At 75.3% G+C, this 22,639-nt stretch carries 24 protein-coding genes; 16 read left to right on the forward strand and 8 right to left on the reverse strand.

Going from position 1 to position 22,639, the window contains the following annotated elements; genetic code table 11:
* Nucleotides 1-104: 104 nt before the first annotated feature.
* Nucleotides 105-1,043, reverse strand: a complete 939-nt coding sequence (locus IR158_RS08275; RefSeq protein WP_291811885.1) for a PfkB family carbohydrate kinase — start codon at nucleotides 1,041-1,043, stop codon at nucleotides 105-107.
* A gap of 162 nt (nucleotides 1,044-1,205) precedes the next feature.
* Between IR158_RS08275 and IR158_RS08280 the strand changes: the two genes are divergently transcribed.
* Nucleotides 1,206-2,501, forward strand: a complete 1,296-nt coding sequence (locus IR158_RS08280) for a pectate lyase (RefSeq protein ID WP_291811888.1) — start codon at nucleotides 1,206-1,208, stop codon at nucleotides 2,499-2,501.
* A gap of 4 nt (nucleotides 2,502-2,505) precedes the next feature.
* On the opposite strand, the gene IR158_RS08285 is transcribed toward IR158_RS08280, so the two are convergent.
* Nucleotides 2,506-2,829, reverse strand: a complete 324-nt coding sequence (locus IR158_RS08285) for a hypothetical protein (protein WP_291811890.1) — start codon at nucleotides 2,827-2,829, stop codon at nucleotides 2,506-2,508.
* Nucleotides 2,830-2,945: 116 nt separating this feature from the next.
* On the opposite strand from IR158_RS08285, the gene pgi reads away from it, so the two are divergent.
* On the forward strand, nucleotides 2,946-4,628 hold the full coding sequence (gene pgi, locus IR158_RS08290) for a glucose-6-phosphate isomerase (protein ID WP_291811893.1): 1,683 nt from the start codon (nucleotides 2,946-2,948) through the stop codon (nucleotides 4,626-4,628).
* A gap of 82 nt (nucleotides 4,629-4,710) precedes the next feature.
* Here pgi and IR158_RS08295 read toward each other — a convergent pair whose 3' ends face one another.
* Nucleotides 4,711-5,850 (reverse strand): cellulose binding domain-containing protein, encoded by a 1,140-nt coding sequence (locus tag IR158_RS08295; RefSeq protein WP_291811896.1) that lies wholly within the window; start codon nucleotides 5,848-5,850, stop codon nucleotides 4,711-4,713.
* A 363-nt stretch (nucleotides 5,851-6,213) separates the two neighbouring features.
* Between IR158_RS08295 and IR158_RS08300 the strand changes: the two genes are divergently transcribed.
* The 4 genes from IR158_RS08300 to IR158_RS08315 all read left to right on the forward strand — a co-directional run bounded on the left by IR158_RS08300 (nucleotide 6,214) and on the right by IR158_RS08315 (nucleotide 9,363).
* Nucleotides 6,214-7,062 carry a CPBP family intramembrane glutamic endopeptidase gene (locus IR158_RS08300; protein WP_291811899.1) on the forward strand — a complete coding sequence of 283 codons (849 nt, stop codon included), beginning with the start codon at nucleotides 6,214-6,216 and terminating at the stop codon, nucleotides 7,060-7,062.
* Nucleotides 7,059-8,201 carry a histidine kinase gene (locus IR158_RS08305; RefSeq protein WP_291811902.1) on the forward strand — a complete coding sequence of 381 codons (1,143 nt, stop codon included), beginning with the start codon at nucleotides 7,059-7,061 and terminating at the stop codon, nucleotides 8,199-8,201. Before IR158_RS08300 ends, IR158_RS08305 begins: the two co-directional genes overlap by 4 nt.
* A complete protein-coding gene (locus tag IR158_RS08310) occupies nucleotides 8,198-8,851 on the forward strand; it encodes a response regulator transcription factor (RefSeq protein ID WP_291811905.1) in 654 nt (217 codons plus the stop codon). The genes IR158_RS08305 and IR158_RS08310 overlap by 4 nt, the downstream gene beginning before the upstream one ends.
* 137 nt (nucleotides 8,852-8,988) lie before the next feature.
* On the forward strand, nucleotides 8,989-9,363 hold the full coding sequence (locus IR158_RS08315) for an RNA-binding S4 domain-containing protein (RefSeq protein ID WP_291811907.1): 375 nt from the start codon (nucleotides 8,989-8,991) through the stop codon (nucleotides 9,361-9,363).
* Nucleotides 9,364-9,368: 5 nt separating this feature from the next.
* Here the strand turns inward: IR158_RS08315 and IR158_RS08320 are convergent, their stop codons facing one another.
* Nucleotides 9,369-9,707 (reverse strand): STAS domain-containing protein, encoded by a 339-nt coding sequence (locus IR158_RS08320; protein ID WP_291811909.1) that lies wholly within the window; start codon nucleotides 9,705-9,707, stop codon nucleotides 9,369-9,371.
* A gap of 108 nt (nucleotides 9,708-9,815) precedes the next feature.
* On the opposite strand from IR158_RS08320, the gene IR158_RS08325 reads away from it, so the two are divergent.
* The 7 genes from IR158_RS08325 (at nucleotide 9,816) to IR158_RS08355 (ending at nucleotide 15,644) form a co-directional block, all read left to right on the forward strand.
* Complete coding sequence (locus tag IR158_RS08325; RefSeq protein WP_291811911.1) at nucleotides 9,816-10,733, forward strand: DNA-3-methyladenine glycosylase 2 family protein; 918 nt, start codon at nucleotides 9,816-9,818, stop codon at nucleotides 10,731-10,733.
* An 87-nt stretch (nucleotides 10,734-10,820) separates the two neighbouring features.
* A complete protein-coding gene (locus IR158_RS08330) occupies nucleotides 10,821-11,060 on the forward strand; it encodes a hypothetical protein (protein ID WP_291811914.1) in 240 nt (79 codons plus the stop codon).
* A complete protein-coding gene (locus IR158_RS08335; RefSeq protein WP_291811917.1) occupies nucleotides 11,057-11,800 on the forward strand; it encodes a histidine phosphatase family protein in 744 nt (247 codons plus the stop codon). Before IR158_RS08330 ends, IR158_RS08335 begins: the two co-directional genes overlap by 4 nt.
* A complete protein-coding gene (locus tag IR158_RS08340; protein WP_291811919.1) occupies nucleotides 11,793-12,692 on the forward strand; it encodes an NAD(P)H-hydrate dehydratase in 900 nt (299 codons plus the stop codon). Before IR158_RS08335 ends, IR158_RS08340 begins: the two co-directional genes overlap by 8 nt.
* A gap of 83 nt (nucleotides 12,693-12,775) precedes the next feature.
* A complete protein-coding gene (locus IR158_RS08345) occupies nucleotides 12,776-13,228 on the forward strand; it encodes an S-ribosylhomocysteine lyase (RefSeq protein ID WP_291812152.1) in 453 nt (150 codons plus the stop codon).
* Entirely contained in the window at nucleotides 13,225-13,965 is a 741-nt protein-coding gene (gene mtnN / locus IR158_RS08350; RefSeq protein WP_291811921.1) for a 5'-methylthioadenosine/S-adenosylhomocysteine nucleosidase, read from the forward strand. The genes IR158_RS08345 and mtnN overlap by 4 nt, the downstream gene beginning before the upstream one ends.
* 257 nt (nucleotides 13,966-14,222) lie before the next feature.
* Nucleotides 14,223-15,644 (forward strand): DHA2 family efflux MFS transporter permease subunit, encoded by a 1,422-nt coding sequence (locus IR158_RS08355; protein ID WP_291812154.1) that lies wholly within the window; start codon nucleotides 14,223-14,225, stop codon nucleotides 15,642-15,644.
* Nucleotides 15,645-15,663: 19 nt separating this feature from the next.
* Here IR158_RS08355 and IR158_RS08360 read toward each other — a convergent pair whose 3' ends face one another.
* From IR158_RS08360 to IR158_RS08375, 4 genes are all read right to left on the reverse strand, one after another.
* Entirely contained in the window at nucleotides 15,664-16,371 is a 708-nt protein-coding gene (locus IR158_RS08360) for a hypothetical protein (RefSeq protein WP_291811923.1), read from the reverse strand.
* A gap of 5 nt (nucleotides 16,372-16,376) precedes the next feature.
* Nucleotides 16,377-17,168 carry an alpha/beta hydrolase gene (locus tag IR158_RS08365; protein ID WP_291811926.1) on the reverse strand — a complete coding sequence of 264 codons (792 nt, stop codon included), beginning with the start codon at nucleotides 17,166-17,168 and terminating at the stop codon, nucleotides 16,377-16,379.
* Nucleotides 17,169-17,280: 112 nt separating this feature from the next.
* Nucleotides 17,281-18,684: a HAMP domain-containing sensor histidine kinase gene (locus tag IR158_RS08370; RefSeq protein ID WP_291811929.1), complete on the reverse strand. Its 1,404-nt coding sequence runs from the start codon at nucleotides 18,682-18,684 to the stop codon at nucleotides 17,281-17,283.
* On the reverse strand, nucleotides 18,681-19,337 hold the full coding sequence (locus tag IR158_RS08375) for a response regulator transcription factor (protein ID WP_291811932.1): 657 nt from the start codon (nucleotides 19,335-19,337) through the stop codon (nucleotides 18,681-18,683). Before IR158_RS08375 ends, IR158_RS08370 begins: the two co-directional genes overlap by 4 nt.
* A 94-nt stretch (nucleotides 19,338-19,431) precedes the next feature.
* Here IR158_RS08375 and IR158_RS08380 point away from each other — a divergent pair, with 94 nt between their 5' ends.
* From IR158_RS08380 to IR158_RS08390, 3 genes are all read left to right on the forward strand, one after another.
* Entirely contained in the window at nucleotides 19,432-20,694 is a 1,263-nt protein-coding gene (locus tag IR158_RS08380) for a hypothetical protein (RefSeq protein ID WP_291811933.1), read from the forward strand.
* A 71-nt stretch (nucleotides 20,695-20,765) separates the two neighbouring features.
* Nucleotides 20,766-21,755 (forward strand): ABC transporter ATP-binding protein, encoded by a 990-nt coding sequence (locus IR158_RS08385; RefSeq protein ID WP_291811935.1) that lies wholly within the window; start codon nucleotides 20,766-20,768, stop codon nucleotides 21,753-21,755.
* Complete coding sequence (locus tag IR158_RS08390) at nucleotides 21,742-22,623, forward strand: ABC transporter permease (RefSeq protein ID WP_291811937.1); 882 nt, start codon at nucleotides 21,742-21,744, stop codon at nucleotides 22,621-22,623. Before IR158_RS08385 ends, IR158_RS08390 begins: the two co-directional genes overlap by 14 nt.
* Nucleotides 22,624-22,639 lie beyond the last annotated feature (16 nt).

Here is a 22,639-nt window from a genome sequence, read left to right on the forward strand (position 1 = left end):
TCCACGTCAACGGCCCGACGTGACCGTGATCACATCGTGACCGGCGCGTCACACGTCCGTACGAGGCACGTCACCCACCGGTGACGTGCGCCGCGGGCGGCACCTCAGGACCGGTCGCGCGACGCGTCCAGCCACCCCCGCGCGCCCGCGTGCCGCACGGAGGCGGTCGCCCGACGCACCCCCTCGGCCAGGGCGTCCGACGGCCCCTCGCCCTTGGCGAGCGCCGCGGCCATCGCGCCGTGCAGCACGTCGCCGGCACCCAGGGTGTCCACGACGGCACCGCGCGGGACGGCAGGAGGGCGCAGGACGGACCTCGTGACGACCCCGTCGGGCCGCGCGTGGCGGACCCGGACCGGTCCGGCGCCCGCGCTGCGCGCGACGAACGACGGCCCGTACGCCGCGACGGCGTCGAGCAGCGCGTCCACGGCCTCGTCGTCGAGCGCGCCGCCGGGCCCCCGAGCGTCGCGCGGCTCCGGCACCGGCAGCCGGAAGTCGCCCGACAGGACGGCGAGGTCGACCACCGTGAGCAGGTCGGCGGTCGTCGGCTTCCAGCTGCCGCCGTCGAGGAGGACCGGGACACCCGCCGCGCGGGCGGCGCGCGCGAGCGCGATCGCAGCCCCGGGGTGGTGCCCGTCGACGAGCAGCGCACGGGCGTCCGTCAGCAGGTCCACCGCGGGCGCGGGCAGCCGGGGCGTGCGAGCGCCGTTCACCGACACCACGGCGCGCTGGCCCGTCGCGCGCGTCACGAGCACGGTCGACACGGGCAGGACGTCGGGTGCGTCGGGTGCGAGGTCGACGACGGCGACCCCCGCGGCGGCCAGGCCGGCGCGCGCGACGTCGGCCAACGGACCGGTGCCCAGGACGGTGACGAGCGTGGTCGGCACGCCGAGGCCGACAGCCACGGCCGCCGCGTTGGCGGCCGGACCGCCGAAGGTCACGTCGAGGCCGTCGGCGACGACCTTCTCGTCGGCGGCGGGCAGGCGGTCGACCGTCTGCGTGACGTCGAGGGTCGTCAGGCCGCAGCAGACGAGCGGAGCGGGCATGCGCGCATCCTCGCAGCCCCGCCTCCCCGCGCACGCGACCTCGGCCGACGCCCCGCCATGTGATCGTTCACAGCGAAGCGTTTCATCCTGGTTCGGGGGCTTCACCCGAAACGCTTGCCGTGCTTGGGTGGCGCGCAAGCGCTTCACCTACGAGAGGCAGACATGTCCCGCAGACCACCGGCGGCCCGACGCTCGTTCCGCGTCCTGCTCGCCGCCGCCCTCGCGCTCGCCCTGGGCGGCACCCTCGGCCTCGCCACGGCCCTGAGCGCCACCGCCGCGAGCGTCGACACGAACGCCTGGTACGTCCTCGTCAACCGCCAGAGCGGCAAGGTGATGGACGTCAGGGACACCTCCACGGCCGACGGCGCCGTCATCCAGCAGTGGCCGCGCAACGACGGCAGCTGGCAGCAGTGGCAGTTCGTGGACTCCGGCTCCGGGTACTACCGGCTGAGGTCCCGGCACTCGGGCAAGGTCCTCGACCTGTGGGAGTGGTCGACGGCCGACGGCGGCCAGTTCCGCCAGTACACCGACCTCAACGGCACCAACCAGCAGTTCAGGCTCTCCGACTCGGCGAGCGGCGCGTACGTCCGGCTGCTCAACCGGCACTCCGGGAAGGCCGTCACGGTCACCGACCGCTCCACCGCCGACGGCGCGACGGTCACCCAGCTCACCGACAACAACCAGTACAACCAGCAGTGGCAGCTCGTGCGGGTCGGGTCGGGCGGCGGCACGCCCACGACCTCCCCCACGACCTCCCCCACGACTCCCCCGCCCACGGGCAACGTGTCGTGGCCGTCGGCCACCGGGCAGCAGCAGGTGTCCTCGACCATCAAGGTCACCGGCACGCTCGACGGCCGGCTCGTGCGGTACTACGGCATCTCCTCGGGCGGGCAGGACGAGGGCCAGCCCGCGATGTTCGAGCTGGCGGACGGCGCGACCATCAAGAACGTCATCATCGGCACCGGCGCCGGTGACGGCATCCACTGCAAGGGCACCTGCACCGTGCAGAACGTCTGGTGGGAGGACGTCGGCGAGGACGCCGCGACCTTCAAGGGCTCGTCGTCCTCGCAGACCATGACGGTCGACGGCGGCGGCGCCCGCTCCGCGTCGGACAAGGTGTTCCAGCACAACGGCCCAGGCACCTTCGTCATCAAGAACTTCCAGGTCTCCGACTTCGGCAAGCTCTACCGGTCGTGCGGCAACTGCTCCACGCAGCACGCCCGGACGGTGCAGGTCTCCAACATCCAGGTCACCGCGCCCGGCAAGGCGCTCGTCGGGATCAACCCGAACCTCGGGGACCGCGCGACGATCTCCGGCGTGACGATCCTCAACGACTCGTCGCGCAAGATCGTCATCTGCGAGGAGTACCGGGGCGTCACGTCCGGGGAGCCGACCAAGGTCGGGTCGGGCCCGAGCAGCGCGTGCGGCTACAGCACGTCGAGCATCACCTACCGATGACGCGTCAGCGGTCCGCGAGGACCCGCGGCCGTGCCCGGTCGACGAGCCACCAGCCCGTCGCACCGAGCACGGCCGCGGCCGTCAGCACGGCCGGCCACGCGCCCAGCACGTCGGCTGCGACGTGCGACAGGACGAACGCGCCGAGGCCCACGGCCGCCACGGCGAGCGGACGCCACCAGCCGACCCGCGGCACGGCCAGCACCAGGCACGCCACGACGGTGACGAGCAGGAGCACGCCGCCGAGCCACCGCACGCCCGTGCCCTGCGCGAGCGCGAACGCGGCGACGAGACCCACCGCGGCGACGAGGGCGACGGGCAGACGAGGCATGCCGCACACGGTATCCGTCCCCGCCGCCGGACGTCCCGTGCGGGGACCGCCCCGGCGGCCCTACGGTGGACGGGGGAACCCGCCGGGCCCCGCTCGTCGAGACCAGGAGAGCCCACGTGCCCACGCCGCCCATCGACCCGACGACCACGAGCGCCTGGCAGGCCCTCTCCGAGCACGAGAGCACGCTGCGCCCCGACCTGCGCGGCTGGTTCGCCGACGACCCGGACCGTGCGCAGCGCCTGACGCTGCAGGTCGCGGACCTGACGGTCGACCTGTCGAAGAACCTCGTCACGGACGAGACCCTGGGGCTGCTGGCGCGCCTCGCCGACGAGGTGCACCTCACCGACCGCTTCGAGGCGATGCTGCGCGGTGATCACATCAACGTCACCGAGGACCGCGCGGTGCTGCACACCGCGCTGCGCCGTCCCGCCGACGCCGAGCCGCCGCTCGTGGTCGACGGTCAGCACGTCGACGACGACGTGCAGGCCGTGCTGGGCGAGGTCGCCGAGTTCGCCGAGAAGGTGCGCTCGGGCGAGTGGACGGGTGTCACCGGCGAGGCCGTGCGCACGGTCGTCAACATCGGCATCGGCGGGTCCGACCTCGGCCCGGTCATGGTGTACGAGGCGCTCGAGCCGTACGTCGCCCCCGAGCTCGAGGTGCGGTTCGTCTCCAACATCGACCCGACCGACCTCGCGCAGAAGACCCAGGACCTCGACCCGACGACGACGCTGTTCATCGTCGCGTCCAAGACGTTCACGACCCTCGAGACCCTCACCAACGCGCGCCTCGCACGGCAGTGGCTGTGGGACGCGCTGGTCGCCGGCGGGCACATCGCCGACACCGACGAGGCCCGTCGCGGCGCCGTCGCGCAGCACTTCGTCGCGGTGTCGACCGCGCTGGACAAGGTCGCCGACTTCGGCATCGACCCCGCCAACGCGTTCGGCTTCTGGGACTGGGTCGGCGGGCGCTACTCGGTGGACTCCGCGATCGGCACGTCCCTGGCGATCGCGATCGGCCCCGACGCGTTCGGTGAGCTGCTCGACGGCTTCCACGCGGTCGACGAGCACGCGCGCACCACGCCCGTCGCGCAGAACGTGCCCTTCCTCATGGGGCTGCTCAACATCTGGTACGTCAACTTCCTCGGTGCGCACACCCACGCGGTGCTGCCGTACGCCCAGCTGCTCCACCGCTTCCCCGCGTACCTGCAGCAGCTGACCATGGAGTCGAACGGCAAGTCGGTGCACTGGGACGGCACGCCCGTCACGACGCAGACCGGCGAGGTGTACTGGGGCGAGCCCGGCACGAACGGCCAGCACGCGTTCTACCAGCTCATCCACCAGGGCACGCGGCTGATCCCGGCGGACTTCATCGCCATGGCGAACCCCGCCTACCCGCTGCGCGACGGCGACACGGACGTGCACGCGCTGTTCCTCGCCAACTTCTTCGCCCAGACCAAGGCGCTCGCGTTCGGCAAGACCGCCGACGAGGTCCGCGCCGAGGGCACGCCCGAGGAGATCGTCCCCGCGCGCGTCTTCTCGGGGAACCGGCCGACCACGTCGATCCTCGCGCCCGCGCTCACCCCGTCGGTCGTGGGGCAGCTCATCGCGCTGTACGAGCACATCACGTTCGCGCAGGGCGTGGTGTGGGGCATCGACTCGTTCGACCAGTGGGGCGTCGAGCTGGGCAAGAAGCTCGCGATGGAGATCGCGCCGGCCGTGCAGGGCGACGCCGCGGCCCTCGCCGCGCAGGACCCCTCGACCCGCGCGCTCATCGAGAAGTACCTCGAGCTGCGGGGCTGACACCCGACGACGACCCGCGGACCGGGTGGCCCACCGGCGACGGTGAGCCGACCGGTCCGCGGGTCGCGGTGCGTCCGGGCGGTCAGCGGGCCGTGCAGGTGACCGCCCCGGGGGTCGGGCTACCGGTGCCCTGGAAGCCGAGCTCGGTCGACGCGCCGGCGCCGAGCGTGCCGTTCCACGCCGCCGGCGTGAACGTCACCGGGCCCGCGCCGGACACGGTGCTGCTCCACGCGTGCGCGACCTGACCGCCGGGCAGGTCGACCCGCACCGTCCAGCCGGTGAGGAGCGTAGGCCCGCTCGTGACCCGCACGCTCGCGACGAACCCACCCGGCCACTGGCTCGCGACCGTGTACGCGGCCGTGCACGACGCGCCGCCGGGCGAGACCGTGGGCGTGGAGGTCGGCGTCGGCGAGACGGTCGGCGTCGGCGAGGCGGTCGGCGTCGGCGAGGCGGTCGGCGTCGCGGACACCGCGGGCGTCGGGCTGACCGTCGGCGTCGCACCTCCGACGAGCGCGAGCGCCCGCTGTGCGGCGGGCAACCACGTCGCTGCCATGCGCGCGGTGCCCGCATCGTTCGGGTGCACACCGTCGGAGGTGTCCCGCGCGGGGTCCCAGCCCGTCGCGTGGTCGACGACGAGGACCGGCGACGCGGCCGTGGAGGTCGCCGTGGCCCAGGCGGGCACCGCGGCGTTGAACGACGACGTGCGCGCGGGACACTGCGCGCACGTCGGCGGCGCGACGGGGATGATCTGCGCGACCACGACGACCACGTGCGGGTCGACCGCGCGCAGCTGCCGCACGAGCGTCGTCCACGCGTCGAGGATCTGGGCGTTGCTGCGGTTGCTCCACACGTCGTTCGTCGCGAAGTGCATGAGGACGACCTGGGGGCGCGTCGCCGCGAACCACGCCGCCGCCTCACCGGACGCCGCGACGTGGGTGACCAGGGCGCCGCCGTGGCCCTCGTTGTCGCCGTCGTGGGCGATGCCGCAGCCTTGCGCCGGCAGCGTGCCGACCATGTCGACCTGGTGTCCCGCGGCAGTCAGGTCACGGTGCAGCAGCGCGCGCCAGCAGCCGGGCGACCCGGTGATCGAGTCGCCGAGCGCCATGACGCGCACAGGGTCGGCGGCGACGGCGCCCGGTGCGGTGGCCAGTGCGCCGGCCAGGACGAGCAGGACGAGGCCGAGCAGCACCGCACCGGTGCGGCGCAGCGGATGGTGGGTCATGCGACCGGCTCCTTCGACGACGACGGGACCCGCGCACCGAGGGCTGCGGGCGGGCACCTCAGGGGCACCCGCGGTCGAGCGTGGTGTCCGCGACAGGCACGAGGGGACCGTCGAAGCGTTTCGTCGTGCAACCCGTCGCCTCACGCCGCGTGGCGGGCCGACGTCCGGGGACCAGCACGCCGAGGTCCTGGGACGGCGGTGCGCGGTGGCCGAGCCGCAGGGGCGGGTGGGGGTCGGACACCCCCTGTCCCCCGAGCGAGGGACCTGCAGGTGTCCGCCGGGCGGGGACCCGCCGGGCACCCCCCGCTTCCTAACCTCGAGGAACACGGCCACGAGGCCGTGCGCACCCGTGGAAGGACCGTCATGCACATCGTCGGACAGTTCGTCGTCGTCGTCGCCGTCTGGATGGCCGGGGGCCTCACCGTCACCTCCGTCCCCGGCCCGGGGGTGGTGCAGCTCATCGCCGGCGTCCTCGCCGCGGTGCTCGCCGTGGCCGCCTACAGGTGGGTCGTGCGACGCACCGAGCGTCGCGCACCCGCCGAGGTCGCGCTCAAGGGTGCCGGTCGCTCGCTGGCACGTGGCACCGGCGTCGGCGTGCTCATGTTCGTCGCCGTCATCGCCGTCATCGCGGCGTTCGGCGGGTACCGCATCGAGTCGTGGGGCTCGGTGACGGCGGCCGCCGGGCTGCTGGGGCTCGCGGCCGCAGCGTCCGCCACCGAGGAGGTGCTGTTCCGCGGCCTGATCCAGCGGCACCTCGAGTCCTGGGCGGGCACCTGGGTCGCGCTGGCCGTCACCGGGGCGCTGTTCGGTGCGATGCACCTGCTCAATCCCGCCGCGACGGCCTGGGGCGCGTTCGCCATCGCGGTCGAGGCCGGTCTCATGCTCGGCGCGGCGTTCGTCGCGACACGCTCGCTGTGGCTGCCCATCGGGATCCACATGGGCTGGAACTTCGCCGCGTCGGGCATCTTCGGCACCGTGGTGAGCGGCAACCTCGACGCCCGGGGCCTGCTCGAGGGCGTGACCTCGGGGCCGGTGCTCCTCGCCGGCGGCGCGTTCGGCCCGGAGGCAAGCCTCGTGGCGGTCCTCTCCGGAGCGGCGCTCACCGTCGTCCTCATGGTGGTGGCGTACCGGCGTGGGCACGTGGTGCCGATGCGCCGGGCGGCGCGTCGACGCACGGAGGACGCGGCTCCTGTCGCTACCTTGTCGGCGTGAACGCGCGCCTGCAGGACGTGTGGCGCCGCCTGGCCGCCACGGGCCGGGAGCTCCCCCCTGCCCTGCTGCTCCTCGGTGCGTCGTACGTCCCGGCGCTCGATGCGCAGGGCACCCGGCTCGGGGAGCTCCCGGACCGGGCGCTCGACGGCTGGGGCGCGGTGGTCATCGCGCTGCAGTGCCTGCCACTGGCGGTCCGCCGCCGGTGGCCGGTCGCGTGCCTCGCGCTGGTCTCCGTCGGGTTCGCGCTCGACCAGCTCCGCGGCTACCACACGTTCGCCGGCGCCGCGCTGGCGATCGCGCTGATCAGCGGGGGCGCACACGTCGAACGCCACCGGCGCGCGACCGTGGTCGGTCTCACGGTGGCGTACGTCGCGCTGGCAGTCGCGCTCGACGCGCGTGGAGGCACGGAGGAAGCAGTCGGCTACGTGACGTTCTACCTGCTCGTGTCGGCCGCGTGGGCCGCGGGTGCGTGGCTGCGACACACCCGGTCCGTCGAGGCCGGGCGGCGGCAGCAGGTCGCCGAGCGCACCCGCACCGCCGAGCGCACCCGGCTGGCACGCGAGCTGCACGACGTCGTCACCCACCACGTGACGGCCATGGTCGTGCAGACCGAGGCCGCCCGGTACCGGACGTCCGACCCCGAGGGCCTCGACCGCACCCTCGAGGCCGTCGCCGACACCGGGCGCAAGGCGGTCGCGGACCTGCGGCACCTCCTCGACGTCCTCGACCCCGGCCACGGCCCGGACCAGCGCACACCGGCCGTCGGTGACGTCCTCGACCTCGTCGAACGCACCCGCCGTGCCGGGCAGCCGGTCGAGTACGTCGAGGAGGGGGTGCCGTCACCCACGCCGAGCGGCGCCGAGCTCACCGTCTACCGGGTGGTCCAGGAGGCGCTGACCAACGCGCTCAAGCACGCGCACGGCAGCGCCACGGCGGTCCGCGTCCGGCACGACCACGAGGAGATCAGCGTGCACGTGAGCACCGAGGGTCCGGCCACCACCCCGCCCGCACCCGGGTCGGGCCGAGGGCTGGTCGGCCTGCGCGAGCGGGTCGCGATGCTCGGCGGCGAGCTGCGCGCCGAGCCGCGCCCCGACGGGTTCGACGTGCACGCCCGCATCCCGGTCGACGGTGCGTCATGACGACCCGCGTGCTCGTGTGCGACGACCAGGCGCTCATCCGCACCGGTTTCACCACGATCATCGACGCCCAGCCCGACCTCGAGGTCGTCGGCGAGTGCGGCGACGGGCGGACCGCCGTCGCGCTGGCCGCCCGACTGCGCCCGGACGTCGTCGTCATGGACGTCCGGATGCCCGTCCTCGACGGCATCGAGGCAACCCGGCTGCTCGCCGGTGCGGGCGCCGCCGACCCGGTCAAGGTGCTCGTCGTCACGACGTTCGACCTCGACGAGTACGTCTACGAGGCGTTGCGCGCCGGCGCGAGCGGCTTCCTCCTCAAGGATGCTCCCCCGGCCCGCCTGCTCGACGGCATCCGCGCGGTCGCCGCCGGGGACGCGCTCCTCGCCCCCGAGGTGACCCGCCGCCTCGTCGGCCGCTACGCCAGCCGCGTGGCCCCACCCCCCGTCGACCCCGACGCGTCCCCGCTCACCCCTCGCGAGCTCGACGTGCTGCGCCTCGTCGCCGACGGCCTGTCGAACGCCGAGATCGCCGCCACCCTCGTCCTCAGCCACGAGACCGTGAAGACCTACGTCTCGCGCATCCTCACCAAGCTCGACCTGCGCGACCGCGTGCAGGCGGTGGTGTGGGCGTACCGGACGGGGGTGGTGGGCTGACGACGTCGGTGAGGACTCCCACCGAGTCCCGGTCCGCCACGCGGCGCTGCGTCTCGTCGTGCGACCCGTCGGCTCGCGCGGCGTGGCAGGCTGACGTCCGGGACCAGCACGCAGGAGTCCCGGGACGGAGGTGCGCGGTGGCCGAGCCGCAGGGTCGGGTGCGGGTCGACGCCTGGACGTGGTCCGTCCGCCTCTTCCCCACCAGGTCGGCCGCCGGTGCGGCGTGCCGCGCGGGGCACGTGCGCGTCAACGGTGAGCGCGCCAAGCCGGCGACCCAGGTGGTCCCCGGAGACGAGGTGCAGGTGCGCGGCGGTGCGCGCGAGCGGCTGGTCGTCGTGCAGCGCCTGCTCGTCAAGCGCGTCTCGGCCGAGGTCGCGCAGGCGTCCTACCTCGATCGCTCCCCCGTCCCGCCGCCGCGCACGCAGGTCGCGGTCGCCGGGCAGCGGGACCGCGGTGCGGGCCGTCCGACCAAGCGTGACCGGCGCGCGATCGAGCAGCTGCGCGGGCACTGAGCGGGTCAGCGACCGATCGCGGCCATCCACTCGCCGACGCCGGTCTGCTCCAGCAGGTAGTCGACGCGCGGGCTGAGCGCGACCAGACGCAGCGGGAGCCCGCGCTCGGCGGCGTCGCGCGCCAGGCGCACCAGCACCGACAGGCCGCTCGAGTCGAGGAACGTCACGGCACCCGCATCGACCTCCACGGCCCGCACCTGCGGGTCGTCGAGCGCCTCCCACAGCGCGGGCGTGTCGCGCTCGCGCACCACGAGGTCGACCGCGCCGCCGAGCACGACCCGCAGCACCGCGGCGTCGCGGAGCACGACGAGGCGACCGCTCGCGGGGCCCAGGAACGCGTCCATCGGCGCAGTGTGCCGCGCGCGCCGTCCCCGCGCACCCCGACGCGTGCACGATCCGCGCACGACCGCGGGACGGCCCGGGCCCCGCCCGCGCGGGTGCATCCTGGTGCCGTGACCGCTGCCCCGACCGGTGACGCGCACGTCGTGGTCGCCTGCGCGCCCGGGCTCGACGTGCGCGGCGCGCTCGCGCGCCTGCGGCGCGGTGCCGGCGACCCGACGTGGTCGTGGTCGCACGACGCCGTGTGGCACGCGGCGCGGCGCGGTGACGACGTCGCGACGCTGCGCGTGGCGCCCGTGCCCGGCGGTGTGCGCGCCGACGCGTGGGGGCCGGGCGCGCAGGCCCTGCTCCGTGACGCGCCCGGCCTGCTCGGCGTGCTCGACGACCCCACGGGCTTCGCGGCCCACCTGCACCCCGTCGTGGCGCGCGCGCACCGCACCCACGCGGGCCTGCGCCTGGGACGCGGGGGCGACGTGTGGTCGGCGGTCGTGACCGCGGTGCTCGAGCAGCGGGTGGTCGGCCTCGACGCCAAGGCGTCGTGGCGGCGTCTCGTGCTCCGGCACGGCACGCCGGCGCCCGGTCCGGCACCCGAGGGGCTGCGCGTCGCGCCGCCGCCGCGGGTCTGGGGCGCGTTGCCGGTGTGGGAGTGGCGCAGCGCGGGTGTCGACGCCCAGCGCTCGGACACCGTGCGCCGGGCCGCGGCCGTCGCGCACGCGCTCCGGGCCGACCTCCCGCCCGCCGAGCTCGCGCGCCGGCTGCGCACCGTGCGGGGCATCGGGCCGTGGACGACGGCCGAGGTGACCGCGCGGGCCCTGGGCGACCCCGACGCCGTGCAGGTCGGCGACGCCCACCTGCCGCACCTCGTCGGGTGGGCACTGACCGGCCGACGCGCCGACGACGCGGGCATGCTCCACCTGCTCGCGCCGTGGCAGGGGCACCGCCAGCGCGTGCTCGTGCTCCTTGAGGTGACGCACCGCGGGCAGCTGCCCACGTACGGCCCGCGGGCTCCGCGCGCGCTGCCCCTGCGCTGAGGCCGCGGCCACGTCGTGGACCGACGTGCCCGCCCCCCGCCGCGAGGCGATACTGGCGGCGGACACCGTCACGACGCAGGAGGACTCATGGCACACGACCACATCACGGACACCACCGACGCCGCCCCGGAGGCTCCCTCGCGTGCCGCGACCGGCGTGCTGTGCCTGCTGCTGTTCGTGGGGTCGTTCGTGCTGCTGACCCTGGGCTTCGACGGCGACTCGACGACGGGGCCGTGGCTCGTGTCCGCCGGGATCGTGGCGTTCTCCCTGGCGTTCGCCGTCCCGACGACGATCCTGCCGGCACTCGAGGAGCGCGGCCGCCGGTGACGGCACGCGCCCTGCCGACGAGCCTCGTGCTCGTGCGCCACGGCGAGAGCGTCGGCAACGTCGCGGCGACCCGCGCCGAGCGCGAGGCCGCGCTGGTCGTCGACGTGGCGACCCGCGACGCCGACACCCCGCTGTCGCCGCGCGGCGAGGACCAGGCCCGGGCGCTCGGTGCCTGGCTCGCACAGCTGCCGCCGTCCGATCGCCCCGAGGTCGTGTGGTGCTCGCCCTACGTCCGGGCACGGCAGACCGGAGGGATCGCCCTGGAGGCCGCCGGGCTCGACCTGCCAGTGCACCTCGACGAGCGCTTGCGCGACCGCGAGCTCGGGATCCTCGACCGGCTGACGTGGCGCGGCGTCCAGGAGCGGTACCCCCAGGAGGCCGAGCGCCGCCGCCACCTCGGCAAGATGTACCACCGCCCGCCCGGCGGCGAGTCGTGGGCGGACGTCGCGCTGCGGCTGCGCGCGGCGCTCGACGACGTGCAGCGCCGCGAGGCCGGGCGTCGGGTCCTCGTCGTCTCGCACGACGCGGTCGTCATGCTGCTGCGCTACGTGCTGGAGGAGCTCACCGAGGACGAGCTCATGACGATCGTGCGCGAGCGCAGCGTCCGCAACGCGTCGGTCACGCGCCTCGACCGCGTCGACGACGCGTGGCTGCCGGCCGTGTTCGACGACGTGTCCCACCTCGCCGAGCTCGACGCACCGATCACCGAGCACGAGGGGACGGGTGACACCGGTGGCTGACGACCAGCCGCGCACCGCGGTGCTCAGCCCCGCGCTGCTGCGCGAGCACCCGCTGCCCGAGCCGACGGGCGGCAAGGACGCGCGCGGCGGCGTGCTCGTGCTCGGGGGGGCGCGCTCGACGCCCGGTGCCGTCCTGCTCGCCGGCCTCGCGGCCCTGCGCGTGGGTGCCGGACGCCTGACACTGGGCGTGGCCGCCTCCGTCGCCGGACCGCTCGCGGTCGCGACGCCCGAGGCGGGTGTGGTCGGGCTGCCGGAGGACGCCGACGGCTCCGTCACGGGGCCCGGCGACGGGCTGGGTGCCGAGCTCGAGCGTGCCGACGTCGTCGTGGTGGGCCCCGGGCTGGACGCGCCCGCGGGGACGCTGGCCCTGCTGCGCGCCGTCGTCGCGGGGGTGACGCGCACGACGCCGCTGGTGCTCGACGCGTTCGCCCTCGGTGTGCTGCGCGACGCTCCCGACGTGCGCGAGGCGCTGCGCGGGCGGGCGGTGCTCACCCCCAACACGACCGAGGCCGGCCACCTGCTGGACGACGACGCGCACACCGGCGACGAGGGGCACGACGACGCCGAGGTCCCGCTCGCCGCGCGGATCGCCGACGAGTTCGGCGTGGTCGTCGTGTGCGCGGGCGTCGTGGCCGAGCCGCACGGACGGCGCTGGCGGTCGTCGACCGGGTACTCGGGCCTCGGGACGTCCGGCAGCGGCGACGTGCTGGCCGGCGCGGTCGGCGGGCTGCTCGCGCGTGGCGCGAGCCCCGCACGGGCGGCGTGCTTCGGCGTCGAGGTGCACGGTGTGGCCGGTGACCGGCTCGCCGCGGCGGTCGGCCCGCACGGCTACCTCGCGCGCGAGCTGCTCACCGAGCTGCCGCGCGTGCTCGTCGAGCTGCGCGCCCGCTGAGCGGCGGACCGGGCGCCCGACCTACGGACGTACGCACCCGGGAGCGCCGCGTGCCGCACACTTGTCCGGTGGACACACCGCGCATGAACGTCGAGTCGTTCAACCTTGACCACCGGACCGTCGTCGCGCCGTACATCCGGCTCGCGGACCTCAAGGAGCTCCCGCACGGGGACGTCATCTCCAAGTTCGACGTGCGGTTCACGCAGCCGAACGTCGGGCACCTCGAGATGGACGCCGTGCACTCCCTGGAGCACCTGTTCGCCGAGCACTCGCGCAACCACTCGGACCGCGTCCTGGACTTCTCCCCCATGGGCTGCCAGACGGGCTTCTACCTCATGCTCGAGGGCCGCTGGACGACGGAGCAGGTCGCGGACCTCGTGGCCGCCACCCTGACCGACATCCTCGGCGCGGACGAGGTGCCGGCGGCCAACGAGGTGCAGTGCGGCTGGGGCGCGAACCACACCCTCGCCGGTGCGCAGGACGTCGCACGCACGTTCCTCGCGGCCCGCGACGAGTGGGGCTCGGTGACCGCGTGAGCCTCCCCGGCGAGCTGTCCGCCGCCCCCGGCGTGCGCGTCGACGCCGTCGTCGTCACGGCGATGGGTGTCGAGGCGTCACCGTTCCTCGACCGGGCGTCCGCGGTCGGTGACGAGATCGAGGTGGCGGGTGCGCGACGCCGCGTGCTCGAGATGGGCGGTGCGCGCGTCCTGCTCGTGACCTGCGGCATCGGCATCGTCAACGCCGCCTCCGCCGCGACGCTCGCGCTGCACGGGTCGGGCGCGCGCATCGTGCTGAGCGCGGGCTCGGCCGGCGGCATGGGGCTCGACGTGCGGGTCGGCGACGTGGTCGTCGGCGCGACGACCGTCCACGGCGCGGCCGACGCGCGGGTCTTCGGGTACGCGCTGGGCCAGGTGCCCGGCATGCCCGAGCGGTTCGACGCCGACCCCGCCCTGCTGGCGGCGGCGGCGGCCGTCGACGCCGGCGGGCTGACCGTGCACACCGGCACGATCGTGTCGAGCGACGTGTTCGTCGACGCCGAGCGGGTCGTGGGCCTGCGTGAGTCGTTCCCCGACGCGCTGGCGTGCGACATGGAGTCGACCGCACTGGCGCACACGGCGCACCTGGCGGGTGTGCCGTTCCTCTCCGTGCGCGGCATCTCCGACCTGTGCGGACCGATCGCGGGCGTCGACTTCAACGCGCACGTCGACGACGCCGCCGAGCGCTCGGCGACCGTGGTCCTGGGCCTGCTCGACGCCGCCCTCGCGGCCGTCTGACCGCGCGGTCCGACGACCCGACGAGTTCGCGTCGTCGGACCGGTCTGCAGGGCTGGACGGAATTGCGTCGACCCTCCGTGGGTTGGCGTCACAGACTGTCGGGGCGCGCTCGCGCACCCCGACCCCCGTCCGGCCCGCACCAGACCCGTGCCCACCGCCCGTGGGCGACAACGACAGGCGATCACGTGACCGACCGCACCGCTCCCCCCACCGCCGTGGTGGACCCGGCCTCCGACGCCCCCGACGCGCCGGCGACCATGTCGGCGCGCGACCGGCTCGCCGTCACGCTCCTGCTGGTCTCCACGTTCGTCGTGATCCTCAACGAGACGATCATGGGCGTCGCGCTCCCGCGGCTCATGGACGACCTCGCGATCACCGCGAGCACCGCCCAGTGGCTGACCACGGCCTTCCTGCTGACGATGGCCGTCGTCATCCCCGTCACGGGCTTCTTCCTGCAGCGCACGACCACCCGCGGCGCATTCCTCACCGCCATGGGGCTGTTCTCGCTGGGCACCCTCGTGTGCGCGCTGTCCCCGGGGTTCGAGGTGCTGCTGGCCGGGCGCGTCGTGCAGGCCACCGGCACCGCCGTCATGCTGCCGCTCCTCATGACGACCGTGATGACCGTGACGCCTCCCGCATCGCGCGGACGGACGATGGGCAACATCTCCATCGTCATCTCCGTCGCACCGGCGCTGGGGCCGACGATCTCCGGGCTGATCCTGTCGGTGCTCGACTGGCGCTGGATGTTCGGCCTGGTCCTGCCGATCGCCCTCGGCGCGCTCGTGCTGGGCGCGCTGCGGCTGCCGGACGTCACCGAGCCCCGGCACGCGCGCGTCGACGTCGTGTCGGTGATGCTGTCCGCCGTCGCATTCGGCGGGCTCGTCTTCGGCATGTCCCGCATCGGTGAGGCGGCGAACGGCGGTCTCGAGACGGTCACGCTCGGCGCGCTGCTGGCGGGGGCCGCCGGCCTGACGCTCTTCGTCGCGCGGCAGGTCCGGCTGCAGCGCACCGACGACGCGCTGCTGGACCTGCGCACGTTCCGGTCCCGCACCTTCGCCGTGGGTGTGGCACTCATGGCCGTGATGATGATGGCGCTCTTCGGCGTCATCATCATGCTGCCGATCTACGCGCAGGACGTGCTGGGGGTCGACACCCTGCGCACGGGTCTGATGCTGCTGCCCGGCGGTCTGCTCATGGGCCTGCTGGCACCCGCCGTCGGGCGCGCGTACGACCGGGTCGGGCCACGCCCCCTGCTGGTCCCGGGCACCGTGCTGGTGAGCGCGGCCACCTGGGGCATGGCAATGCTGCTCGGCGCCGGCAGCTCGCCGTGGCTGCTGGTCGGCGCGCACCTGACGATGTCGGCCGGCCTGGCGCTCGTCTTCACGCCGTTGTTCACCTCGGCCCTCGGGTCGGTCTCCCCGGAGCAGTACTCGCACGGGTCCGCCGTCATCGGGACGGTCCAGCAGGTGGCCGGCGCCGCGGGGACTGCGGTGTTCGTCACGGTGCTGTCCGCCACCGCCGCGGGCCTGGCCGCGGGGGGTGCGTCCGAGGTGGTCGCGACCGCCGGCGGGGTGCGGGCGGCGTTCCTGGTCGGGGCCGTGCTCACGCTCCCGGCGATCGGCGCTGCGTTCGCCGTGCGCCCCGCCCCTGCGGGCGCCCCCGTCGCCGCGCACCACTGACGACTCGCGCGGCCGTCGGTCAGGAGCCTGCGGGCCTCTGACCGGCGGCCGCGAGCTGTGTGACCGCGTCGAGCACGACGGCGTGCAGCCGCGGGTCGTCGAGCGGGCGGAAGTGCCCGTCGAGGGGCAGCCGGACGTTCACGGCTCCCCGCAGCTCGCTGCCCCCCGGCACGTGGGGGTCGAACCGCGCGAACACCGACCAGATCCGCGCGTGCGTCGCGACCTCACGGGCCAGTGCCAGCACGTGCGGGTCCAGCGGCGACAGCGCGCGCACGGGCCGCGCGGGGAACCAGCGCGCGTACACCGACCCGGCGAACGGCGTGTTGACGGCGACGAGCCCCGCGACGTCCGGTCCCACCACGGGGTCGGCCAGCACCAGCTTGCCGATCAGCCCGCCCTTCGAGTGCGCGACCAGGACCACGCGCCCGAGCCCGAGCTCCTCGAGCCGCGCGACGGCGAGGCGCGCCGACTCCTCCAGCCCGCGCCGGTTGAGCCCGAGTGCGGGGATCGCGTGCACGGGGTGCCCCGCCGTGTGCAGCACCCGCGCCGGCCCGCTCATCACGGGCCACGTCTCGTAGATCCCCGGCAGCAGGACCACGGGCACCCGGTCGCCGGTCGCCAGCGCGTCGACGGGCGGCGGGCGGAGCGTCGCGCGCGCCTGGGCGCCGACGATCCAGGCGTAGTCGCGTGCCCAGGCCACGCCCTGCTCGACCCTGCGCGCCACCACACCCCTCACCCCACGTGCTCCCGGACCAGGTCGCTCACCTCGCGGGCGTGGTCGTACATCACGGCGTGCCCGGCACCGGGGACGGTGACGACGCGGCCCCGGGGTGCGGTGGTGGCCAGCAGCTCCGCCCAGTCGGCAGGCGCGACGTGGTCCTTCTCGCCGCGCACGAGCAGCACTGGCACGTCGACCTCCGGCAGCCGCTCCTCGATGCGGTGGCGCAGCATGGCACCCATCTCCCTGACGTACCAGCGCGGCCCGCACTCGGCGTAGGAGCGCAGCAGCACCCTCTGCAGCTCCAGGGAGTCGTGGACCGAGCTGCGCGCGAGCCGCAGCATCTGACGCGGCGCCGAGCGCCCACCCGCGTCGGTCGTCGGGCCGACGAGCACCAGGCCCGAGAACGTCCCGGGCGCGGACGCGACGACCTCGGTCACGACCTGCGCACCCATGGAGTGACCCAGCAGGGTTGGCCGCAGCAGTCCGACCCGCTCGGTCCACTGCGCGACGAGGTGCGCCAGGTCCTCGACCTCGAGGCGCTCGGCGGGGCGAGGCACCCGCGCGAAGCCCGGCAGGTCGAGCATGTGGACCGTGCCGGTGTGCGCGAGGTGCTGCGCGAGGTGCTCGAAGCAGGCGGACGACGCCCCGAGGCCGTGCACGAGCACGACCTCCCGGCCGTTCTCGGCGCGCGGGTCGGGCGAGCGATCGGCGACCGTCCAGGCGCGCAGCGTGAAGCCGTCGATCCGGTGGTCGTGAACCGTCGTCCCCTCGGGCGTGCGTGGACCTCGGACCGGCAGCGGCATGACCCTCCCCGTCGCGCGCGACCCCGGTGGGCGCGCCACCGGATCGTCGCACGTGACGCGCCGGCCCGCGCGGGGTGCACCCTCGGGTGCGCCCCGCGGCCGCCGCACGCGGTCAGGCCGCCGGGAGCTCCAGCACGGCTCGCGCACCGCCCGCCGGCGCGGCGTCGAGGTGCACGTCACCGCCGAGCTCGCGCGCGACCTCACGGGCGATCGCCAGTCCGAGCCCGGCCCCGCCCGTGTCGCGCTCGCGTGCCTCGTCCAACCGCACGAACCGCTCGAACACGCGCTCGCGGTCGGCGGTGGCCACGCCACGCCCGTCGTCGTCGACGACCACCCGCGCACGCGCCGCACCCTCGCCGCCCCCGGCCTCCACCCGGACCTCGACGGTCGAGCGCGCGTGCCGCACGGCGTTCGCGACCAGGTTGCGCACGACGCGGCCGACCGCCTCGGGGGTTCCGGTGCCCGTCGCCTCGCCGCTGACGGCGACACGCACCCCGCGCGCCGTGGCGTCGGGCGCGACGGCAGCCACGGCGTCCGCGACGACCGCCGCGAGGTCCACCGGACCCGCAGCCACGTCCCAGGAGCCCACGCGCGCGAGCACCAGCAGGTCGTCGACGAGCGTCTGCATGCGGGCGACCTGCGGTGCGAGGTCGGCGACGAGGTCCGCGACGGGGTAGGCGTCAGGGTGGGCCGCGGCGACCTCGACCGCGGCCCGGGTGGCGGCGACGGGCGAGCGCAGCTCGTGCGCGGCGTCCGCGACGAAGGTGCGCTGGCGCGCGGCGGCGACCTCCAGCCGGTCGAGCATCGCGTTGAGCGTGCGCGCGAGCGCGCCCAGCTCGTCGTCGGCCACCGGCACCGGCAACGACCCCGGGCCGCCTGCGCGCGCGACCTCGGCGGCGGCCGCACGCAGCTGCTCGACGGGTGCGAGCGCCCGGCCCAGGACGGTCCAGAGCACGATGCCGAACCCGGCGGTGAGCACCGGGACGACGAGCAGCAGCGCGATCCGCAGCGCACGCAGCACGGCCTGCACGTCGGTGGCGGGGACGGTCGTCACGAGCGTCGCGGGCGCGTCGCGGTAGGTGACGGCGCGGACCGCAGCCCGCGCGACGTCGTCGTAGGCGCTCGCGTCGGTGCCCAGCACCAGCGGCTCGTCCCCGGCACGTGCGCGCCAGTCCGCGAGCGTCGTGGCGTCCACCACCGGCAGCGTGCGGGTCGCGGTCGCCGACGTCGCCAGCACTCCCCCGTCCGCGTCGAGCAGCTGCGCCACCTCGCCGGGCTGGACCACGGGCAGGGCGTCGGGGACCCGGTCGTCGGCGACCAGCGCCGCGAGCGTCGCCGAGCGGTCGCGGACGACGTCGTCGAGGGCGGCGGTCCGTGCGGTGCCCAGCGCGGCGGACAGCGCCAGCGCGCCGGCGACGAGCACGACCGCGACCGCGAGGGTCGCGACGAGCGTGAGGCGCGCGCGCAGCGACAGGCCGCGCGCCGGCCGTGGCACGGCGTGGTGCGGCCCACTCACGCGTCGCCCACCCGGTACCCCGCGCCGCGCACCGTGGTGACGGCGTCGCGCCCCAGCTTGCGGCGCAGGTAGCCGACGTACACCTCGACGACGTTGGGGTCCTCACCACCGGTGTCGAAGACGTGGTCCAGCAGCTCGATCTTGCCGACGACCCGCCCGGCGTGACGCAGCAGGTACTCCAGGAGCGCGGTCTCCCGCACCGTCAGGTCGACCGGCCGGCCGGCACGCGTGACCGCGCGGGACGACGGGTCGAGCGTCAGGTCGCCGACCTGCAGGACGGCGGGGCGCGGGGCGACGGGGCGGCGCACGAGCGCCCGCAGCCGGGCGACGAGCACGACGAACGAGAACGGCTTGGTGAGGTAGTCGTCGGCGCCGACGTCGAGCCCGTCCGCGACGTCGTGCTCGCCGTCCTTCGCGGACAGCATGAGCACGGGCGTCCACACGTCCCGCGCCCGCAGCGCGGTGACGACGTCGTACCCGTTGCGCCGCGGCAGCATCACGTCGACGACCAGCACGTCGTACTCGCCGTCGACCGCCATGGCCAGGCCCGTGTCGCCGTCGTGCGCGGCGTCGACCGCGAACCCCTCGGCCGTCAGCCCGCGGCGCAGGGCGCGCACGAGCCCGACCTCGTCGTCGACCACGAGCACGCGCACCCCGGCAGCATCCCACCCGTCGCGCCACGGCACGCGGCCCGCGGTCGCCCGCGCTCTCAGGGTCCGCTCAGGCCGCGGGGTGCACGGTGGAGCCATGGACACCACCCCCGTCTCCCCCGCCAGGTCGCGGATCCGCGCCGCCTGGGCCGTCCCCGCCGCCGCCGTGGTGGCAGTCGCCGCGGCGTTCGCGGCTCCTCCGTTGCTCGCGTCGGCGGGCACGGCCACCCTGGAGGAGCTCACGCCCGAGGAGCTGCTGACCCGGGTGCTGGAGTCCGAGCCGCAGGCGCTGTCGGGGACGGTCGTGCACACGGCGCGCCTGGGGCTGCCCGACCTGTCGATGACCCAGGTCGCGGGTGCTGACCCGGTCAGCCTGCTCGGCGGCTCGACCACGCTGCGGGTGTGGTCCGACGGTGGGCAGCGCTCGCGCGTCTCGCTGCTGGGGACCGCCTCGGAGTACTCGGTCGTGGCGGACGGCACGCAGGCGTGGACGTACTCGTCGTCGGACGACGAGGTCGTGCACTACGCGCTCTCGCCGGCCGACGCCGCGCGCGCCGAGCAGATGAGGGCCACGGCCCAGCCGCCTGCCGACCTGCCGACCCCCGACGAGCTCGGACGCGACGCCCTCGAGCGCGCCCAGCGCGACGCGACCGTGAGCGTGGACGCGGCGACCACCGTCGCGGGCCGTGACGCGTACCAGGTGGTCGTGACCCCCCGGAGCAGCACCACGCTGGTCGGGCGCATCGTCGTGGCCGTCGACGCCCGGACGTGGTCCCCGCTGCGCGTGCAGGTGTGGGGCAGCGACGACGCCGCGACACCGGCGCTGGAGCTCGGCTTCACCGACGTGACCTTCGCGGCACCCGACGACGCGGTCCTCACCTTCTCCGCCCCCCCGGGGGCCAGCGTCCGGGAGGTCGTCCTGCCGCTGCCCGACGACGCGGCGCTCGCGGGGCTGGCACCGGACGACCTGCCGACGTCCCTTCCGGCGGACCCGGCCGACGCGCCGCTGCCGGAGGGCACGAAGGTCACCGGCTCCGGGTGGGACACGATCGTCGAGCTGACGGACGTCGACGTCGCGGCGCTCGTGGCCGGTGACCCGGGCGCCGTCTCCGGGCTGCCCCAGGTCGACAAGCAGCTCGGCTCGGCCGGTGCGCAGGAGCTGTACGAGGAGTTTGCACCCGAGGGTGACGGGCCGGCCGTGGATCTCGACACGGTGGCCCTCTACGACCAGCTGACCACGCCCGTCGAGGGCGGACGCGCGCTGTCCTCGACGCTCCTGTCGGTCCTGGTGCTCGACGACGGCCGGGTGCTCGTCGGCGCCGTCCCGGTGGACGCGCTGCGCGCGGCGGCCGGGGCGTGACCACGGTTCGGGGGGCGGCCACCACGGTGGCCGTCCCCGCACCGGCGCCCGCCGTGGCGCAGGCTGGTGCCGTGAGCGACGACGCGGTCCGCACGCACAGCCTGACCAAGCGGTTCCGCACGGGCCAGGTCGCGGTCGACGGCATCGACCTGGTCGTGCCACGGGGCGCCGTCTACGGGTTCCTCGGGCCCAACGGGTCGGGCAAGACCACCACGATCCGCATGCTGCTGGGGCTGGTGGCGCCGACCGCCGGGCAGGTGCACCTCCTGGGAGCACCCATGCCGCAGGCCGCGGCGCGGGTCCTGCCACGCGTGGGTGCCCTGGTCGAGGGCCCGGCGTTCCAGCCGTACCTCTCAGGGCGGGCGAACCTCGCACGCCTCGACGCGGTCGACGCGTCGACCGACCCGCGCACCGCCCGCGCGCGGGCCGACGCCGCGCTCGAGCGCGTGGGCCTCGGTGCCGCGGCGGACAAGCGCTACCGGCAGTACTCGCTGGGCATGAAGCAGCGACTCGGTCTCGCGGCCGCGCTCCTGCGACCACGGGACCTGCTGGTGCTCGACGAGCCGACCAACGGCCTGGACCCGCAGGGCACCCGCGAGGTCCGGCACCTCGTGCGCGAGCTCGCCGACGCCGGCACCACGGTGCTCGTGTCCTCGCACCTGCTCGCCGAGATCGAGCAGGTCTGCACGCACATCGGGATCATGGGCGGCGGACGGCTGCTGCTGCAGGGCACCCGTGACCACCTCACGGCCCGGCGCGGGTCCCGCGTCGTCGTGCGCACGCCCCAGCCGGACGCCGCCGCCGCCCTCGCAGAGCTGCGACGCCTGGGGCTCGCGGACGCGACCGTCGACCCCGCGGCCGCCGACGGGGGCGTGACGGTCTCCGCCGCGCTCGCCGACGAGGATCCGGGCGCCTCCCCGAGCACGCTGCCCGCCCCGCAGGACATCGCTGGTGCGCTCGTGCGCGCAGGCGTCGGGATCCTCACGTTCGACGTGCGGCGCCCGTCGCTCGAGCAGGTCTTCGTCGAGCTCACCGGGGAGGGATTCGATGTCGCTCGTTGACACCGGACAGGCGGCCGAGGTCCCCACCGACGCCCCCGTCCGTCACCGCGGCGCCACCGCCCGTCTCGTGCGGTCCGAGCTCGCGCTCGTCCTGGGACGACGGCGCAACATCGTGCTGCTCGTCGGCCTGGCCCTGGTGCCGCTGCTGCTCGGTACCGTCCTCTACCTCGCGCAGGACGCGGGCCTGGCAGGACAGGGGCCGCCGTTCGTCGCCCGCGTCACGGGCAACGGCCTGTTCCTGGTCGTCGCGTCACTCTTCCTGTGCACGCCGTTCCTGCTGCCGCTGACCATCGGGATCGCGTCGGGGGACGCGATCGCCGGCGAGGCGTCCACGGGCACGCTGCGCTACCTGCTGGTCGTGCCCGTCGGCCGCGGCCGGCTGCTGGCCGTCAAGGCACTGGGCGCCCTGACCTTCGCGGCTGCGGCCGTGCTCGGGATCGCGGTCGTCGGGCTGGTGACGGGCGCCGTGCTGTTCGGCGTCGCCGACCTGACCCTGCTGTCGGGGACGACCGTGCCGCTCGCCGACGGCGTGCTGCGCGTCGCGGGCGTCGTCGCGTACGTCGGCCTGTCGATGACGGGGCTGGTCGCCGTCGGGCTCTTCTTCTCGACGCTCACCGAGGTGCCGGTCGGCGCGATGGCGGCCACGGTCGTCGTGGCGGTCGTGTCGAGCGTGCTGGACCAGCTGCCGCAGGTCGCGGTCATCCACCCGGTGCTCCTCACGCACCACTGGTTCGACTTCGCGGAGATGCTGCGCGTCGTGCCGTCCGCGGACGTCCTGGCGCAGGGGCTGGCCGTGCAGGCCGGCTGGGTCGTGGTGTTCGGCGCCCTGGCGTGGGCGAGGTTCACGACGGCCGACGTCTCGTCCTGACCACCCGCCGCGGTGG

Origin of the sequence: Cellulomonas sp., assembly GCF_015234515.1 — a bacterium.
Taxonomy (GTDB): Bacteria; Actinomycetota; Actinomycetes; order Actinomycetales; family Cellulomonadaceae; genus Cellulomonas.